The organism is Snodgrassella alvi (assembly GCF_002777745.1).
In the GTDB taxonomy this organism is placed as follows: Bacteria; Pseudomonadota; Gammaproteobacteria; order Burkholderiales; family Neisseriaceae; genus Snodgrassella; species Snodgrassella alvi_D.
On the sequence record NZ_MEIO01000066.1, the window covers coordinates 43,612 to 62,251 of the forward strand.

Here is an 18,640-nt window from a genome sequence, read left to right on the forward strand (position 1 = left end):
AGCTTTTTTTGTGCCAAAGCAAACTGTGTATTCTGATATAGATCATGTACTGATGGTTTGTCTTAAACATATCAATAACAGTTGTAGAACCTTCCAACCCACCAGACACAAACAACAAACGAAAACTAAACCAGACTGACAGGAACAACAATGCAAAATAACCCTACCCCATTTTATAATCCTTTATTAAGCTACGAAGAAAACTATCAGCATGGCCCATTTGGTGATTTCAGCAATGCAGCACCATCCATAGAACAGAATAAAGAAACTGAACGCTTTCTCAATCTGGAAGTTAACCTGCCCTTTGGCATCCCTGCCGGGCCATTATTGAATGCCAACTTTATCAAAGCTGCCTTCAACCATGGTTTCGATTTATGTGTGTATAAAACCGTGCGCACCCGCGCGCAGGCCAGCCATCCCTTACCTAATGTGCTTTCCATTCATCCTGCTGGTCAATTGTCAGCCAACGTTGATACGGTACTGGCCGATACCAACTACACAATGCCTTTATCTATCACCAACTCCTTCGGTGTGCCCTCCTATAATCCTGATATCTGGCAACCTGATTTGGCTGATGCTGTTAATGCTGCGCAAACAGGACAATATGTTATCGGCAGCTTTCAGGGCACTGCTGGCAATGAATCCTGTATAGAAAAAGATTATGCCCGTGCTGCGCGTCTGGTAGACGAAACTACTGTACCGATTCTGGAAGCCAATTTAAGCTGTCCAAATGAAGGCGTTAACAAATTGTTGTGTTTTGATTTTAACAAGGTAGAACGGATAGCCAAAGAAATTAAAAACGCCGTACCCGATAAGCCACTGTTCCTGAAATTATCCTACTTTGCCGACGATAATGCTATTTTCCCGTTATTGAGCAAGCTGGATGGCATTGTTGATGGTTACAGTACCATTAACACCTTATCAGCCAGACCAGTTACAGCAAATGGTGAACCTGCACTGGGGCTGGATCGTCCTACTGGTGGTGTCTGTGGCGAAGCCATTCGCTGGGCGGGGCTGGAAATGGTGGATCGTCTGGCCAGATTAAGAACTCGCCTGAATAATCATTTTGCGATTATTGGTGTTGGTGGAGTAAGCAGTACAGCACATTATCAGGCTTACCGCTCAGCCGGAGCCGATGTAGTAATGAGTGCCACCGGTGCCATGTGGAATCCGCAACTGGCTTTGGAAATTAAAAGCAACCTGAATGGATAAACTTCCTGTTGGTGGCCTGACCTGAGAATCAGGCTACCATCCCCACTCTTCACTATTATCAGAACATGATGTTTCAGCGCATAATACGATAAGGCTCATCCATAGCAATGAAATCTTTTTCTTCGAGTGCCTGAACCATCCAAGCTGCTACAGCCTCAGTAGCACATAGAGTATTAATATAATTGGCCAGTACTTCTGAAGTGTGAATCTGGAAGCCTTTTAACCTTAAACACATCGGGGCATAAAAAGCATCAGCAATACTGAACTCTCCAAACAGATATTTTCCCGCCGACGCTGCAAGCAGTGACGACAAATGCTGATCAAGAAAATCGATTTCCTGTTTTACGGCAGGAAAATCACGCAGTACAATCTGGCCAATTTCTGGTAGCACCGCCTCAATATTCATTGGAAAATGCCGGCGTATATGATTAAACCCATTATGCATTTTCGCTACCACACTTCTGGCTCTGGCACGCGCTTTATAATTTTGTGGCCATAATGGTAATTGCGGATGCCGTTCAGCCAGATATTCACAAATGGCCAGAGAATCACTCACCACCAAATCATCATCAGTTAAAACCGGCACAGTACCATATGGATTCAGTGGCAATATAGTTTGCTTAAAAACTGAATCAGCTGCAAAGCTGTCAAAACGCACCAGTTGTTCGGTAAAACCAATTTGAAAATGCTTCATCAACACCCACGGCCGCATAGACCAGGTGGAATAATTTTTATTACCAATATAAAGAGTGTAACTCATGATCTTTATCTTTCTTTGTAGAACTATTGTATTAATAAAAGTACATCATAACTGATTTATTCCTTGCTCTCTGAATAAATCTGAAAACAGCATTTAATCAATGCTGCTTATGCTGATTTTTTTGCCCATACACATAAATTCGGTACAATAACAGTTTAAGTTCACCCGTATTTACAGCAGCCACTCACACATGCTCAGCTATCGTCATGCATTTCACGCCGGTAATCACGCCGACATCCTTAAACACTACTGTCTGATGGCAGTACTGGAATATTTCAAACTGAAAGACAAACCGTATTGTTATATAGATACCCATGCAGGAGCAGGTCTATATAATCTAATTAGCGATGAAGCCCAGAAAGTAGGTGAATACCGTGAAGGGATTAGCCGCATTCTGGCCGCAACCAGTCTGGACGCCAGACTGATACCGTTTCGTCAGGCAGTAACCGCCTGCCTGCCTGATGCTGAAAACCATTATTGTGGTTCCCCGTGGCTGGCTCAGGCACTGGCACGCGAGCAGGATCGTCTGCGGTTGTTTGAATTACATCCAGCCGACGCCGAACTTTTACGCAGTAACATGCGCAGTATCAAACAACCCAACCGTACACAGGTATTCTGTGATGATGGATTCAAAGGCCTGTTATCAATGCTCCCGCCTCCCAGCCGACGCGCTGTGGTATTAATAGATCCACCCTATGAATTAAAACAGGATTATCAGCAAGTAGTGGATACGCTTAAAGCTGCACTGAAAAAATTTTCCAGTGGCTGCTATATGGTCTGGTATCCATGCCTGAGTCGCGCAGAAAGCCAGAAACTGCCACAAAACCTGCAAAAACTGGTTCCAGATAATTTCGTGCAGGCAGAACTCCATGTTCATGCACCGCGCCCAGATGGCTTTGGTATGCACGGCAGTGGTATGTTCATTATCAATCCGCCCTACTCTTTACCGCAGCTACTGGCTGAAGTATTACCGCCAATGACACAGCTACTGGCTCAGGATGACAGCGCACATTTTGTCCTGCAATCAAAAATTGCCTGAATTCACACAGGCAAAACACATCAGCCTCATTGACCGCAATGGCTTTTCAGTCTGGCTGACAAGGCTATTGTATAATGGTACCGAATTTTAAAAGGGAGTATTTGCATGTCCGTTTTACTGTCTGATTATCTGCAACAGCAACAACAAAAATATGCTGTTACCCCGTTTTTACCTGAAGTCATCACCAGCATCAGTCAGGCATGTCTGCACATCAACCGCGAAATCCGCTTGGGTGCGCTGGATAACATTCTGGGCAGTGCACATACAGGTAACATTCAGGGAGAAGAGCAGAAAAAACTGGATGTACTATCCAATCAGATCATGATTGACATCCTGTCAGCCAATCCGGCTATTGCCGGCCTCGCCAGTGAAGAAGAAGATTCATTTGTTACAGCCAATAATGATGGCCGGTTTCTGGTGTTATTCGACCCGCTGGACGGTAGCTCCAATATAGATGTTAATATATCCATCGGCACCATTTTTTCAGTATTGGCCAAACCAGACGGCACTCTCACTACTGAAAGCTTTTTACAGCCCGGCCGGCAGCAGCTGGCCAGTGGCTATGTACTGTATGGACCACAAACTATTCTGGTACTGACATTGAAACATGGCGTGGCCATGTTTACCCTTAATGAGCAAAACCAGTTTCAGCTAACACAGGAAGATTCACATATACCTGCTGCCACTGCTGAATTTGCCATCAACATGTCCAACCAGCGCCACTGGCAACCAGCAATGCAAAACTATATTGCACAATTACTGGCTGGCAAAACCGGCTGTCGTGGTAAAGACTATAATATGCGCTGGGTAGCTTCCATGGTAGCCGAGGTGCATCGTATTCTCATTCGTGGTGGTATTTTTACTTATCCGCAGGATCAGCGTAATCCCGACAAGCCGGGCAAGCTGCGTTTAATGTATGAAGCCAATCCAATGAGTCTGCTGATTGAGCAGGCACAGGGTGCAGCTACCAATGCCCGACAGAATATTCTGGATATTCAACCAGAAGGATTGCACCAGCGTGTGGCCGTTGTACTAGGCAGTAAAGAAGAAGTCGACTACGTTACCGCCATGCACAATGCAAGCTAACCATTGCAGATAACACTGCAAACTTTTTTTGTTTCACTCCCATCAGGAGATACCAATGATTAAATTAACTACCAATTTTGGCGTTATCGGCATCGAACTTGATCATGACAAAGCGCCTAAAACCTCTGCAAACTTCGAACGTTACGTGCGTGAAGGCTTCTACGATGGCACAATTTTTCATCGCGTGATTGATAATTTTATGATTCAGGGCGGTGGCTTTGACAAAGACATGCAACAGAAACCAACGCATGAACCGATTGAAAACGAAGCAAACAATGGCTTGAAAAATGATCGCTATACCATTGCCATGGCTCGTACCATGCAGCCCCATTCTGCCAGTGCGCAGTTTTTTATCAATGTGAAAGACAATGATTTCCTTAATCACACCAAACCGGACTTACACGGCTGGGGCTATGCTGTATTCGGCAAAGTAGTCGAAGGACAGGATGTGGTTGATCAAATCAAAGGTGTTAAAACCGGCAATCATGGCGGCCATCAGGACGTTCCGGTTGAAAATGTCATTATTGAAAAAGCCGAAATCGTTTAACCGGTATTTTGCAGCAGGCAGCCCTACAGGCTGCCTGTTTTTTTGTGCAAATACTGCGACTTATTCTGGACGTGAAAGAATTTGAGCAAAAAATACCCTGCCAACTTTAACAGGCAGGGTATTTTTATACCTACATAGTTATTGCAGCGGCTTCATATTCATCACTTCCATCAGGAAGTTGGTAAATGCCGGATTAGCCGGTTTCTTACGCATTACCGGCCAGCGCTGCTGCCAGCCAGCCAGCGCATTCTGAATATAAGCCTTGGACTGGGCTGTATCAATTGTACCTTGCTGGCTTTCTACAGCACTACGCAAATAAATGGCATACATATCATCGTCTACCATGTTATGTCCAACCTGAGCTACACGAAACTGATCCAGCAGCTGCGCAGCCTGAACCTTAGTAATACTTCCCTGCGAAACCTGAAAGCTTAAACGGGTAGCTTCATCACGGATTCTGGCCACGTCAGACCAGTGACTGCTGGCCAAATGGTATTCAGCAGTTACCGCAGTTCCATCCACTACTTGTACCGGTTTTATTTCTTTCTTGCCATGTTTAGGCATATTCATAGATGAACAACCACCTAAAAAGGCTGCTACGACACATAATGCTAATGTTTTTTTCATCATTTGTTTACTCAACGTATATTGCTTAAAACAAAAATAAAAGCCAGCTAGCTTGAGCGTGTGGCTGTACATATATTCGTAATAATTGTACCATAACCATGACTCCAAGAAAAAACCGAACCAGTTATCTGATTCGGTTTTGTCCCATAAAATGAAATTTAAGCCTAAGCCAAATCGGCAAATAATGGTGTTGACAGATAACGTTCACCATAGGAAGGAATCAAAACCACAATCAGTTTGTTCTGGTTTTCCGGCTTTGCCGCCAACTGCAAGCCTGCCCACACTGCTGCACCAGAAGAAATACCGACCAAAATCCCTTCTTTCGATGCCATAGCACGTGCTGTATCAAAACATACATCATTGGGCACTTGAATGATTCCATCATAAATATGGGTATTCAGAATTTTAGGTACGAAACCCGCGCCGATTCCCTGTATCGGATGAGGCCCCTTGCAACCACCAGACAATATTGCCGAAGCTTCCGGTTCTACTGCATAAACCTCCACATCAGGTTTCTTTTCCTTCAGAACTTCACCAACGCCGGTAATGGTGCCACCGGTACCTACCCCGGCGACAAAGATATCAACCTTGCCATCGGTATCATGCCATATTTCCTGTGCAGTAGTCTCACGGTGAATTTTAGGATTGGCAGGATTTTCAAACTGCTGCGGCATGAAATATTTTTCTGGGTCAGAATCCACAAAAGCTTGTGCACGGGCAATAGCACCAGACATTCCTTCTGCACCAGGCGTTAAAACCAGTTCGGCTCCGAATGCACGCAATAACATGCGCCGTTCTTTACTCATCGTTTCCGGCATAGTGATTATCAGCTTATAGCCCCGAGCTGCACACACCATAGCCAACCCAATACCAGTATTACCGCTAGTGGGCTCCACAACTACAGTACCAGAATGAATTTTACCCGCCTTCTCCGCCGCATCAATCATACTGGCAGCAATTCTATCCTTAACACTGTTGCCCGGATTAAAAAATTCCAATTTGACCACCAGTTTGCCGGGCAAACCAGCACTTAAACGATTAAGTTTCACCAGCGGAGTGTTACCAATCAGGTCAGTAATGCTAGAGGCGATATTCATTTTTTATCCTTCGTCATGAGAAACTGTTTTTATCATCATAGATTAAAACCAGAACCAGCCAAAATAATTTATCAGCGAGTTGATACAATTAATATTTATATAGGCTTTGAGCAGATTTTTAGCTTCGTATTAAAACCCTAATTTTATTAAGATTATTGCTCCAGAATGGAGTAACTTATTATAGCAGTAATACAAAGATTTATTCACATAACCTCACGCTGCAATTGATAGTTAATGCAATTATCATTTTATTAACTCTGTGATTACATCATTTTTGAGATTAAGTACCCATAAGAAAGACTACCTTTCGGTAGTCTTTCTACAACAATACTATAAATACATTGTCTTAAGCGTCAACTTTAGCCGCTACATCTACATAGTCTTGTATTTCATTGAAGTTCATATAGCGATAAATTTCAATGCCTTTATCATTAATAATAGCAATATTTTCACGATATTCATCAATGTTTGGAATATGTCCCAATTTAGAACAGATTGCCGCCAGTTCAGCCGAACTTAGATATACATTGGTATTTTTTCCCAAACGATTGGGGAAATTACGGGTGGAAGTGGAAACCACAGTTGAACCTTCTCGTGCCTGAGCCTGATTACCCATACACAAAGAACAGCCGGGCATCTCCATCCGCGCACCCACTCGCCCAAGAATACCATAATAGCCTTCATCCGAAAGTTCTTTGGCATCCATTTTGGTAGGTGGAGCTACCCACAGGCGTACTGGTAAGTCGGTTTTGCCATCAAGCAAAGCAGACGCTGCACGGTAATGGCCAATATTAGTCATACAAGAACCAATGAATACTTCATCAATATGCGTACCGGCAACATCAGACAAGGTTTTCACATCATCTGGATCGTTAGGACAAGCTAAAATAGGTTCTTTGATTTCGTCCATATTGATGTCAATAATGGCAGCGTATTCAGCATCAGCATCTGCCTCAAGTAATTTCGGTTCTGCAAGCCATTGCTCCATTTTCTGGATACGTCGCTGCAGGGTACGGGCATCCTCATAACCATCAGCAATCATATTTTTCAGCAACACAATATTGGATTTCAAATATTCTGCAATGGGTTCTTTGTGCAGTTTTACAGTACAACCAGCGGCAGAACGCTCAGCAGAAGCATCAGTAAGCTCGAATGCCTGCTCTACTTTTAAATCCGGCAAACCCTCGATTTCGAGAATACGGCCGGAGAAAATATTCTTTTTACCGGCCTTGGCTACGGTCAGCAAGCCCTCTTTAATGGCTTGCAAGGGAATAGCATTAACTAAATCACGCAAGGTGATACCCGGTTGCATAGTGCCAGAGAAGCGTACCAGTACAGATTCAGGCATATCCAGCGGCATGACACCAGTGGCCGCTGCAAAGGCTACCAAACCAGAACCAGCCGGGAATGAAATACCCAGCGGGAAACGGGTATGTGAATCACCGCCGGTACCTACCATATCCGGCAATAACATACGGTTTAACCATGAGTGAATAATACCGTCACCCGGACGCAGGGCAACTCCCCCGCGTGAGGACATAAATACCGGTAATTCCTTATGGGTTTTTACGTCCACAGGCTTTGGATAGGCTGCCGTATGACAGAAGGACTGCATCACTAGATCAGCACTGAAACCCAGACAGGCAAGATCTTTAAGTTCGTCCCGAGTCATCGGGCCTGTCGTGTCTTGTGAACCAACCGTAGTCATGCGTGGTTCACAATAAGTGCCCGGCCTGATACCTTGTCCTTCTGGCAAACCACAGGCGCGGCCAACCATTTTCTGTGCCAGAGTAAAACCTGCTGTACTCGGTGCCGGAGATTGTGGCAAACGGAAGACTTTTGAGTGTTCCAGACTCAAGGCATCACGAGCTTTCGCAGTTAAGCTGCGACCTATAATCAGATTAATACGACCACCAGCCTGAACTTCGTCAAGAATGACCTGAGATTTCAGTTCAAATTCGGCAACGGTTTCGCCGTTTTTAATAATTTTGCCCTCATACGGCAAAATATCAACCACATCACCCATTTCCAGTTTTGATACATCAACTTCAATAGGTAACGCCCCTGAATCTTCCTGAGTATTGAAAAAGATTGGCGCAATTTTGCCACCAAGACACACACCACCAAAGCGTTTATTTGGTACATAAGGAATATCCTGCCCAGTATGCCAGATTACCGAATTGGTAGCTGATTTACGTGAAGAACCAGTACCAACCACATCACCAACATACGCAACCAGATTACCCTTGGCTTTCAGTTCAGCCAGTTGTTTAATTGGTCCAACTTCACCTGATTTATCCGGATGAATACCTTCACGCGGATTTTTCAGCATAGCCAGAGCATGTAAAGGAATATCCGGGCGACTCCATGCATCTGGTGCCGGAGATAAATCATCGGTATTGGTTTCACCAGTTACTTTGAATACAGTGACAGTAATTTTTTCCGGTACTTTTTCGCGGGTTGTGAACCACTCAGCATTTGCCCAGGATTCAATCACTTCACGCGCATACTTATTACCGGCACGCATTTTTTCTTCCACATCATGGAACGCATCAAACATCAGCAAAGTATGTTTTAAAGCATTGGCGGCCGTAGCAGCCAGCTCTTCATTGTCCAGAAACTCTATTAGCGGCTGTACGTTGTAGCCTCCCAACATTGTGCCAAGCAGTTCTACTGCAAATGTGGGTGTAATTAAAGGACTGCTAACTGTTTTTTCAGCAATGGCACCTAGAAAAGAAGCCTTGACCTTAGAAGCATCATCCACGCCAGGTGGAACACGATGTGACAGTAAATCAACCAGAAACGCTTCTTCCCCCTTAGGAGGATTTTTCAGTAATTCAACCAACTCTTCTGTTTGCTTCGCTGTCAACGGCAAAGGTGGAATACCCAGTGCTTCACGTTCAGCGGCGGCTGCGCGATAGGCTTCTAACATCTTGAACGTCCTTAATGTAATGGTTTTTTAAATTTTTCTTGTAAATTTGTTATGCATTACTAATGCAATGATATGAATGATAACCGAAAACACGGGCGATTGAAACAATTTGTAGTCTGATGTAGTCAGGATTAGGAAATGTAAAATAATAAAATAAAAGCAGCCTGTATCAGGCTGCCATACAAATATAAAAAATGAATTTAAAACATTTAATCAGCACATGCCATGTATTTATACTGATTCAGTTTTTTAGGAACGGTTTTTCTTTTTATCTGTTCCTTTGCGAACATTATTGGCCCCCTGAACATTTTTGGCTTTAGCAGCCTGAGTTTTATTATTCAGTTTGGCTTGCTCATAAACAGGTAACACTTCAGGTAACATTTTTTTCAGTGCCGCAATGCGTGCGTCGTTACTCGGATGGGTGGAAATTAGGCTTGTACCACTATTATTGCCAAAAACCTTATTCATTTTTTGCCATACTGTAACAGCCGCATTTGGGTCATAACCTGCCTGTGCCATTAATTGCAAGCCACCAGCATCGGCTTTATTTTCCTGATGACGTGAAAAAGGCAAGGTCAGACCATACTGATTTAATATATCTTTATATAATCCCATATTGTTAGGATTGGCACCTGTTTTTGACTGCAACGCAGCACTGCCCAGTTCAAGAGCAGTACTGGTAAGGATTTGCTGTCCTGCGGCTTTTTTACTGTGTTCCTGAAGAGCATGAGTCATCTCATGGCCCACAATCGCTGCGATTTCATCATCGCTAAGATTCAGACGCTCAACAATACCAGTATAAACCACCATTTTGCCACCCGGCATGGCAAAAGCATTGGGTTCATTACTGCGAATCACATTAAGCTGCCAGTCAAATGGCACACCTGTCTGATTGGCAGCATTGGCATACGGTACCAGACGCTGAAATACTGTGCGCACCCGTTTAGCTACAGGTGTATTGGTTTCAATTACACCTTCAGCCTTAGCCTGCCCCATCATTTTAGTATAGCTTTTAGCCGCACTGGCATTCAGCGTTTGTGTATCATAACCCATTACATCAGCCACCTGAGCACAACCGCCCAACGCGATATAAAGTGCTGAAAGAGTTATTAATTTTAGTTTCCGCCTGATTGAATACATAATTTATCCATTATTAAGCAACAAATTAAAAAATGATCAATTTTAATTATTTTACATTTAAGTATAAATGTAAAATATTATTTTATTATATTGTATTATTTTAATTTATTAACACAAATTTTAACAAAATAGAAATATTTCAGTTAACTGAAATTCAGCTATCTAAATATTATGACACTAGTTAAACTATATAAACATTTAATATATACATAAAATAGTAAATATATAATTGTGTAGCGGTTTTACACCAATATTTGCACCAGCTGGCACACAGGCTACAATGCTGGTGATTATCACTCGGGTGATGTAAATAACGTGAAAATATTGATTCTCGGCTGTGGACAGGTAGGCTCAACCATCGCCAGCAATTTGGCCAGAATGACCAATAATGATGTCACCATTATTGATATCAATGAGGGTGCCTTACAGAAAATCAATCAGCGTCTAGATGTACAAACTATTGTAGGTAATGGCGCCTGGCCTTCTGTACTGTCTGCTGCTGGCGCTCAAGACGCAGACATGATTCTTGCATTAACCCAGAGCGATGAAACCAATATGGCAGCCTGCCGCATTGCCTATGCCTTATTCAATACCCCAAACCGCATTGCTCGGGTACGTTACAGTGATTTTGTTGAGTTTGAAACTGGTAACAATGATTACAAAACCAGTCTGGACTTATTCAATATCACCGAAGCTATCAGCCCCGAGCAGTTGGTAACTGAGCAAATTTCCAATCTGTTGCTGCATTCCAGCGCCCTGCAAATTCTGCGTTTTGCGCACGATAAAATTCGTTTGCTGGTAATCCGTGCTCAAAATGGAGGCATGTTAATTAATCAGCCCATCAGCGCCCTCAAACAGCATCTGGAAGAAGGCGTGGATTGTCAAATTTGTGCGATTTATCGAAATAATCGCCTGCTAGTACCCACCGGCAGTACTGTATTGCTGGAAGATGATGAAGTTTTTGTTCTAACACCTACTATACATCTTGAAGATATCATGCGCGAACTGCGGCCGATTAATAAACGCACCCGCCGAATTATGATTGCCGGCGGCGGGAATATTGGCTATCGCGTAGCTAAACAGTTGGAAACACGTCTGGATATCAAAATTATCGAGCGTAGAGAAAACCGTGCTGAATGGCTGGCAGAAAACCTCAACAATACACTTGTACTGGTGGGCAATGCTTCGGATGAAAGCCTGCTGGAAAATGAATATATTGATGAAATTGATGTTTTCTGCGCACTTACCAATGATGATGAAAATAATATTATGTCTGCAATGCTGGCTAAAAACCTTGGAGCCAAGCGGGTAATGGCGATTATCAATCGTTCAAGTTACGTTGATTTATTACAGGGAAGTGCCATCGATATCGTGATATCTCCGCATTTAATTACCATTGGCTCAATTTTGACGCATGTTCATCTGGGCGATATTATGGCAGTTTATCCATTGCGCCGTGGTTCAGCGGAAGCAATTGAAGTAGTTCTGCATGGCGATCGCCATACTTCCAAGCTAATAGGACGTACTATGTCGCAGCTACGCCTGCCGGGTGGCTGTTACTTTGGCGCAGTGGTGAGAGGTGAGAAAATTATTATGTATCACCATGATACAGTTCTTGAAGATGGAGACCATGTTATATTTTTTGTGGCTCGGCGCAGAGCTGTTCAGGATCTGGAAAAAATGATTCAGGTCAAACTGGGCTTTTTTGCTTAAGGCAGCATCATTATGAGCCACTTTACCAACCGTTTTGCTTTACATCACAAGGAATCAAGTTTTATCAACAAAATTGCGCCAACTGCGCATATTGTGGCTAAAACCGGTTTTCTGTTTTCCTTGCTGCTACTGGCGCCAACGGTGGTCTCTTTACTGTACATGGATCATGTATTTCCTGCTTTCGCCTTTACCGCAGGCATCAGCATGAGTGTATGCGCAGTTACTTGGTTACTGACCATGCGTTATAACCGTGAACTGCGTCCGCGTGATGGCTATACACTGGTATTCATGTTATGGATTGGCTTTGCTCTGATTGCTTGTCTGCCGTTTTACATTTACTTGCCCGGCCTAGGTTTTACCAATGCCTATTTTGAATCCATATCCGGCCTGACAACTACTGGCGCCACCATCATCACCAGTTTAGATACACTGGCACCATCATTAAACTTCTGGCGCCATATGCTCAACTGGTTGGGGGGCATGGGCATTATTGTACTGGCAGTGGCGGTGATGCCGATGCTGGGGGTGGGCGGAACACAGTTATTCAAGGCAGAAATACCGGGAGTGAATAAAGACAGCAAAATGGCTCCGCGTATTTCAGAAACAGCCAAACGTTTATGGAGTGTGTATGTACTGTTTACCGCAATAACATTATTGGCACTTCGTTTAGCTGGAATGAGCTGGTTTGATGCGGTATGTCATGCCATGTCGGCTTTCTCACTTGGTGGCTTTTCTACTCACGATAATAGCATTTCCTATTTCAACTCTGTTTCGATTGAAACTATTCTCAGTATTGCCACTCTTCTGGGTGCAATAAATTTCAGCAATCACTTTAACGCTTTACAAAAACGATCACTGCGCTATTACTGGCGCGACGAAGAAGTCAGGGTATTGCTGTGTGTACTGTTTTTCAGTATTCTGGGCATTAGCTTGTATTTGTGGTGGCACAGCTTTTATTCATTTGCCGAAGCATTTCGCTATGCTAGTTTTAATCTGATTTCAATCGGTCTGGCAAACGGTTACTCTAATACTGATTTTGCCAAATGGCCTTTAATAGCCTCATTATGGATGTTTTTTCTATCAAACATTCTTTCTAATGGGGGGTCTGCCGGTGGCGGTATTAAAACCGTACGCGCCATTGTACTGTTCAAATTCAGCCTGCGTGAAATGCTTTTAATGTTACACCCCAATGCAGTGAGCATGGTAAAAATCAACGGCAGCAATATTCCCGACCGGCGTGCGCTCACTGTAATGGCCTTTGTATTTGTCTACGTGATCACCATCATTTTATTCAGCTTTGCTCTGATGATAAGCGGGCTGGATTTTCTGTCTGCACTTACAGCGGCAATTAGCTGTATCACCAATGCAGGCCCTGGGCTAGGTACGGTTGGCCCGACAAATAATTTTGCTTTCCTCTCAGACATACAAAAGTGGTTATGCATCATCATCATGCTACTTGGACGTCTGGAAATATTTACTGTTTTCATCCTCTTTACACCAGCCTACTGGAAAAAATAAATTACATTATGAGAAAAATTGAAGGAAAAAAATTAATTAAACATCTAACGATGTTGAGATCAAAATTATCTATTCAACAGCATCATCTGATTTCAGGTGCCCTACTGCTGATAACAGCATGCAGTAATCAACATGAAGTAGCCCTACAGCCAATTAATAAGAATACAGGCAATACTATTTTGCCAGGCACTCAGGCTACAGAAACCCCAGATAAAATTATCGACAGTTTCCAGCAATATCAGAACGCTCTTAAAGCAGCAAAGAATGGAGACGATGTTCTGCCGGCACAATTTCTTGTTCAGCAGCCAACCAGTGCAATGAGTACCAGCATCCGCAATATCTGGTTACAGCAGTTAGGTAAACGCGGGAACTGGAATGTATTTGACCAGCAATACGCCCTACTAGACAAGAATTCTCAAGATCAGGAAACACGCTGCTACGCCGCATTGGCAGGCATAGACAATGATTCAGACTTACTTGCTAGCTTGAGCATGGAAACAGGCAATCTTCCGCAAGGCTGTAATCGCTGGTTGGAACAGGCCGCAGCTCGCCAGCAAATCAGTGCGCAAAATGGCTGGCGGCGTGTACGCTACTTATTAGCGCAGAATCAAATTACCAATGCGCGCAATCTGGCTCAGGCATTGGGAAGCCCCTTACCCGACTCACTTGGCAGCAGCACGGGTGGTAGTCAGGGAGCACAGGAAGCATTACTGTATCAGGTGATTAAGAAAGAAAACCGCAGTAAAGACAGCGCGGCAACTACTTTACAGCAGTTATCTGCAAGTTTAACAAAAGAACAAACCGGTTTTGGCTGGGCACAACTGGGTCTGGCACAGGCTTATAACCTCAATGCCGTCAATGCGCTAAATTATTTTGATCGTGCCGAACCAACACAGATGAATAATGAAATGTGGGAATGGTATGCCCGATCAGCACTGCGTTTACAGCGCTGGCAAAAACTCAGCAATATTATTCACAGCATGCCACCGGCACTCCGACAACAAGTTACATGGCAATACTGGCTGGCACGCAGTTATCGTGCCCTCGGACAAAACAGCCAAGCTCAGAATATATTCGAGCAGACAGCACAACGAGGACACAACTTTTACTCTCTGCTGGCGAAAGAGGCATTAGGCAGAAAGGCAAATACCCAGAGCACTGTAGCCAAAAGCAGCCAGCCGGTACAAAGTAAAATAGCAGCGGACGGGAATATTTACCGCGCTTTAACCCTGTTTAAGACTGCACAGTCAGAGAACAACTGGCTAATGCGTCGTCAGGCACAACAGGAATGGCGCTATGCCACACGCAACTACAACGATGATACGCAGATTGCCGCTGCAACATTGGCGGAAAGCAATGGCTTTTATGAGATGGGCATTTATAGTGCAGACAAAGCCGATAATCAACTAAACTATGAACTGCGCTATCCTGCACCATTCAAGGAATTAACTGTTCCACTTGCCCAGCAAGCTGGCATCGATCCGGCTTGGGTTTATGGCTTAATTCGGCAGGAAAGCCGCTTTATGATAGGCGTTCGTTCAAATGTCGGTGCTACCGGCCTGATGCAGGTTATGCCCGCTACTGCCCGTGATATAGCCAAACGGCTGGGTATGGACAGCAACGAGCTGTATACCATGCGCGGAAACATCCGCATGGGTACATGGTATATGAGCAATGTACGCAAACAGTTTGCCGATGAAGTATTGGCTACAGCTGGTTACAATGCCGGCCCAGGTCGCGCCCGACGCTGGCAGGCAAATATCCCGCTGGAAGGAGCTATTTACGCCGAAACCATCCCCTTTGATGAAACTCGCACCTATGTCAAAAACGTAATGGCCAATACTACCTATTATGCCAATCTTTTTGGAGAGCCCCGAACCACACTAACAGAACGTATGGGTACAGTGCCTGCGCGCTAAATGCTTTACCGGTATCGGCCTTGCCTTGGTTAACCTGAGCTAACTTTCGACTACTATATATCGCACAATTTACATGCATATTACTCAACCATTATTGAAAGCACATTATGTTATTAGACAGCAAACGCTCCGCAGTATTAATGATTGATTTACAGACACGCCTGTTACCAGCCTTGAATAATACAGACGAACTGCTGACCAATAATATATGGCTGGCAGGACTGGCAAATGATATGGCTATTCCTACCTTAATCAGCGAGCACTGTGTTGATAAAATTGGCGCGACCCGAGAAGAAATTATTACAGCTGCACCACAAGCCAGAATCGTCCAGAAACAAAGTTTTTCCGTATTTTCCGCCGGTGTTCTGACTGAAGACAGCCTGCACCATGCCAACCAGATTATTATTTCCGGTATAGAAGCTCATATCTGCGTTTTACAGACTGCTCTGGACTTGCGTGCACATGGTTATGAAGTTTTTGTGGTTGCAGATGCTGTATGTTCACGTCGGCAACGTGATGTTGAATTGGGTTTGGCACGCATGCAGGCCAGTGGTTGTGAAATCGTTAGTCGTGAAATGATTGCATTTGAATGGTTAGGTAGTGCAAATAACCCGCAATTCAGAGAGATTCACAAAAAATACATCCGTTAACTTAGTCTGTGTATCCAGCAATAATACGATTCACATCAAAAGTGCGGTTTCATAGCATAACAGTAATACCTGTCAAAAATCTGAATCGGCTTTAAAGCCGATTCAGATTTTATCTATACAAAACCTATCGCAATTTTCAAAAGCTCAATTTCGCTTATCTACTTGATTATAATTAGCTATCTATTTTATCGCGAATAATCAACAATGGCAGAGTAGTCTCTCGCATAACAGTTTCAGCAAAACTGCCCATCAGTAAATGCATCAGACCACTACGTCCATGGGTACCCAGAATAATAAGATCACTACCATGCCCATCAGCATAATCAACCAGCATCTGTGCCATTTCTTTTGCCCCTTTGTTGGCAATCAGCAAATGACGATGTACCCTACCCTCCGGCAAAGCTGCTTCGGCTTTTTCCACCGCTGCATCCAGTACCGTATTACCCTCTGACAAGGCAGCTGCTTCATAACTTTCATGTTGCAAAAACTCAGGAGCCAGAGCCATATATTCAGTTGGATTGGCTACATTGACAACAGTTAAATCAGCATCTTCACTCTTGGCCAGACCAATAGCATGATCTAAAGCATTTTCTGAAGTATGGCTGCCATCTACTGCCACCAGTAAATGTTTATACATGAAACTCTCCTTATCCTTTTTAGCAATTCGAATCATTTAGCAGATACAGTATAATACCACTACCTGCTTAAAACGGCTTTCCGGATTTTATTACGTGTCGCAGATATTCAATTTTTCAGCAAACTATCAACGCCGCTTCGGTGGCATCGCACGATTGTACGGCGAAGACTGCCTGCAACGTTTCGCTTCGGCACACGTCTGTGTAGTTGGCGTGGGTGGTGTAGGTTCATGGGCAATAGAAGCACTGGCACGCAGTGGCATCGGTGCTCTGACACTGATTGACTTAGATAACGTGGCCGAATCGAATATCAATCGCCAGCTGCCAGCTTTAATCAGCCTGATCGGCAAGCCTAAAGTCGAAGCTCTGGCAGAACGCATTGCCGATATTAATCCCGAATGTCAGGTCACCTGTATAGAGGATTTTGTAGATACAGACAATCTTAGCCAAATATTTAGCCAGCCATTTGATTTTGTCATTGATGCTATCGATCAAGTACGTGTCAAAGCAGCAATGGCCGCTTTTTTTATCACCCAGCACCAATCTTTTATCGTTTCAGGAGGTGCGGGCGGACAAAAAGATGCTGCGCTGATTCAGTGTGCTGATTTAAGCCGCGTAACCAACGACCGCATGCTGGCCAATATGCGGTATACATTACGCAAACGACATGGATTCAGTCGCCGGCCAACTGACAAAATGCATATACCCTGCATCTATTCCAGCGAAAATATCACCCTGCCTCAGGCAGGTATCTGTAATACAGAACAAACTGCTCCGCAAGGACTGTCCTGTGCTGGCTATGGTGCTGCCATGGTTGTCACCGCCAGCTTTGGTCTGCGTTGTGCTCAAGCATGCCTGGAACATCTGTGCAAGAACTGAACATAAGCATGAGTATAGAAACTACTGCGGAAAAAACAGTTGCTGTGCTTTTCGGACAGCCTGTTACAGAAATTCCGCGAGACTTGTTTATTCCACCAGATGCACTGCAAATAGTTTTACAGAGTTTTGAAGGTCCACTGGATTTACTGCTATATCTGATTCGCAAACAAAATATCGATGTACTCGATATTCCTATGCTTACGGTAACCGAGCAATATCTGTCTTATATACATCAGATGCAGCAGCACGAACTGGATTTAACGGCTGAATATTTGTTAATGGCAGCAGTACTGATTGAAATTAAAACCCGGTTACTTCTACCCACCCCGCCCGCCAGCGAGGAAGAAGCTGCCGATCCGCGCGCCGAACTGGTACGTCGCCTGCTTGCCTATGAACAGATGAAGCTGGCAGCCACCGAACTGGATGCTTTACCCCGGGCAGGACGAGATTTTGCCTGGGCGTGGCTGCCGGTAGAATTGGTTGCCATTACCCAGCCACCGCAAGTACAGGTAGCAGATCTAACTCGTGCATGGCTGGCGATTCTGGCACGCGCCCAGCACAAGCGCAGCCATAATGTGGTCAAAGAAACCTTATCCGTACGCGCCCAGATGACAGCTGTTTTACGCTATCTGCAAACCCGTCAGCACTGTTATTTCACTGAACTTTTCGGCCGTAACGATAGCTTGGCACTGGTTGTCACTACCTTTATTGCATTACTAGAACTGGCAAAGGAAGGACTTGTCTACATTACCCAGTATAGTACCGAAGAACCGATTACCATTCAGACTGCTGGCGTGGAAGCCGGCACCGATTCAACACCGGTTAATGAATCAGCTCCATAGTGACAAGCACAGTGAAAAACCCTAATATAACAATTAATATTTAC

General features: G+C 44.2%; 16 protein-coding genes. 10 read left to right on the plus strand and 6 right to left on the minus strand.

The window, feature by feature from the left end; translation table 11 throughout:
* Positions 1-150: 150 nt before the first annotated feature.
* Positions 151-1,212 carry a dihydroorotate oxidase gene (locus tag BHC51_RS12045; RefSeq protein WP_100154143.1) on the plus strand — a complete coding sequence of 354 codons (1,062 nt, stop codon included), beginning with the start codon at positions 151-153 and terminating at the stop codon, positions 1,210-1,212.
* Between the two features lie 73 nt (positions 1,213-1,285).
* Here the strand turns inward: BHC51_RS12045 and BHC51_RS12050 are convergent, their stop codons facing one another.
* Complete coding sequence (locus BHC51_RS12050; protein ID WP_100124422.1) at positions 1,286-1,972, minus strand: glutathione S-transferase family protein; 687 nt, start codon at positions 1,970-1,972, stop codon at positions 1,286-1,288.
* Between the two features lie 190 nt (positions 1,973-2,162).
* On the opposite strand from BHC51_RS12050, the gene BHC51_RS12055 reads away from it, so the two are divergent.
* The 3 genes from BHC51_RS12055 (at position 2,163) to BHC51_RS12065 (ending at position 4,644) form a co-directional block, all read left to right on the plus strand.
* Complete coding sequence (locus tag BHC51_RS12055) at positions 2,163-3,011, plus strand: 23S rRNA (adenine(2030)-N(6))-methyltransferase RlmJ (protein WP_100154144.1); 849 nt, start codon at positions 2,163-2,165, stop codon at positions 3,009-3,011.
* 105 nt (positions 3,012-3,116) lie between these two features.
* Complete coding sequence (locus tag BHC51_RS12060) at positions 3,117-4,097, plus strand: class 1 fructose-bisphosphatase (protein ID WP_100124420.1); 981 nt, start codon at positions 3,117-3,119, stop codon at positions 4,095-4,097.
* Positions 4,098-4,152: 55 nt separating this feature from the next.
* Complete coding sequence (locus BHC51_RS12065; RefSeq protein ID WP_100124419.1) at positions 4,153-4,644, plus strand: peptidylprolyl isomerase; 492 nt, start codon at positions 4,153-4,155, stop codon at positions 4,642-4,644.
* Positions 4,645-4,782: 138 nt separating this feature from the next.
* On the opposite strand, the gene BHC51_RS12070 is transcribed toward BHC51_RS12065, so the two are convergent.
* The 4 genes from BHC51_RS12070 to BHC51_RS12085 form a co-directional block, all read right to left on the minus strand.
* Positions 4,783-5,271 (minus strand): prokaryotic membrane lipolipid attachment site family protein, encoded by a 489-nt coding sequence (locus tag BHC51_RS12070; RefSeq protein WP_100124418.1) that lies wholly within the window; start codon positions 5,269-5,271, stop codon positions 4,783-4,785.
* 164 nt (positions 5,272-5,435) lie between these two features.
* Positions 5,436-6,368: a cysteine synthase A gene (cysK, locus tag BHC51_RS12075; RefSeq protein WP_100099958.1), complete on the minus strand. Its 933-nt coding sequence runs from the start codon at positions 6,366-6,368 to the stop codon at positions 5,436-5,438.
* Positions 6,369-6,714: 346 nt separating this feature from the next.
* Positions 6,715-9,300, minus strand: coding sequence for a bifunctional aconitate hydratase 2/2-methylisocitrate dehydratase (gene acnB / locus BHC51_RS12080; RefSeq protein WP_100154145.1), 2,586 nt, complete (start codon positions 9,298-9,300; stop codon positions 6,715-6,717).
* Between the two features lie 249 nt (positions 9,301-9,549).
* The gene (locus BHC51_RS12085; RefSeq protein ID WP_100136221.1) at positions 9,550-10,440 is read right to left on the minus strand and encodes a M48 family metallopeptidase; all 891 of its coding nucleotides are present in this window, start codon (positions 10,438-10,440) and stop codon (positions 9,550-9,552) included.
* 315 nt (positions 10,441-10,755) lie between these two features.
* Between BHC51_RS12085 and trkA the strand changes: the two genes are divergently transcribed.
* The 4 genes from trkA (at position 10,756) to BHC51_RS12105 (ending at position 16,240) form a co-directional block, all read left to right on the plus strand.
* Positions 10,756-12,153 carry a Trk system potassium transporter TrkA gene (trkA, locus tag BHC51_RS12090; protein WP_100124415.1) on the plus strand — a complete coding sequence of 466 codons (1,398 nt, stop codon included), beginning with the start codon at positions 10,756-10,758 and terminating at the stop codon, positions 12,151-12,153.
* 12 nt (positions 12,154-12,165) lie between these two features.
* On the plus strand, positions 12,166-13,671 hold the full coding sequence (locus BHC51_RS12095) for a TrkH family potassium uptake protein (protein ID WP_180296509.1): 1,506 nt from the start codon (positions 12,166-12,168) through the stop codon (positions 13,669-13,671).
* A gap of 50 nt (positions 13,672-13,721) precedes the next feature.
* Entirely contained in the window at positions 13,722-15,590 is a 1,869-nt protein-coding gene (locus BHC51_RS12100; RefSeq protein ID WP_100154146.1) for a lytic transglycosylase domain-containing protein, read from the plus strand.
* Positions 15,591-15,697: 107 nt separating this feature from the next.
* Positions 15,698-16,240 carry an isochorismatase family protein gene (locus tag BHC51_RS12105; protein WP_100154147.1) on the plus strand — a complete coding sequence of 181 codons (543 nt, stop codon included), beginning with the start codon at positions 15,698-15,700 and terminating at the stop codon, positions 16,238-16,240.
* 172 nt (positions 16,241-16,412) lie between these two features.
* Here the strand turns inward: BHC51_RS12105 and BHC51_RS12110 are convergent, their stop codons facing one another.
* Positions 16,413-16,877: a universal stress protein gene (locus BHC51_RS12110; RefSeq protein ID WP_100154148.1), complete on the minus strand. Its 465-nt coding sequence runs from the start codon at positions 16,875-16,877 to the stop codon at positions 16,413-16,415.
* Positions 16,878-16,980: 103 nt separating this feature from the next.
* Between BHC51_RS12110 and BHC51_RS12115 the strand changes: the two genes are divergently transcribed.
* Positions 16,981-17,754: a tRNA threonylcarbamoyladenosine dehydratase gene (locus tag BHC51_RS12115; protein WP_373885696.1), complete on the plus strand. Its 774-nt coding sequence runs from the start codon at positions 16,981-16,983 to the stop codon at positions 17,752-17,754.
* Between the two features lie 8 nt (positions 17,755-17,762).
* Positions 17,763-18,596: a segregation and condensation protein A gene (locus tag BHC51_RS12120; protein ID WP_100124412.1), complete on the plus strand. Its 834-nt coding sequence runs from the start codon at positions 17,763-17,765 to the stop codon at positions 18,594-18,596.
* The last annotated feature ends 44 nt before the right edge of the window (positions 18,597-18,640 follow it).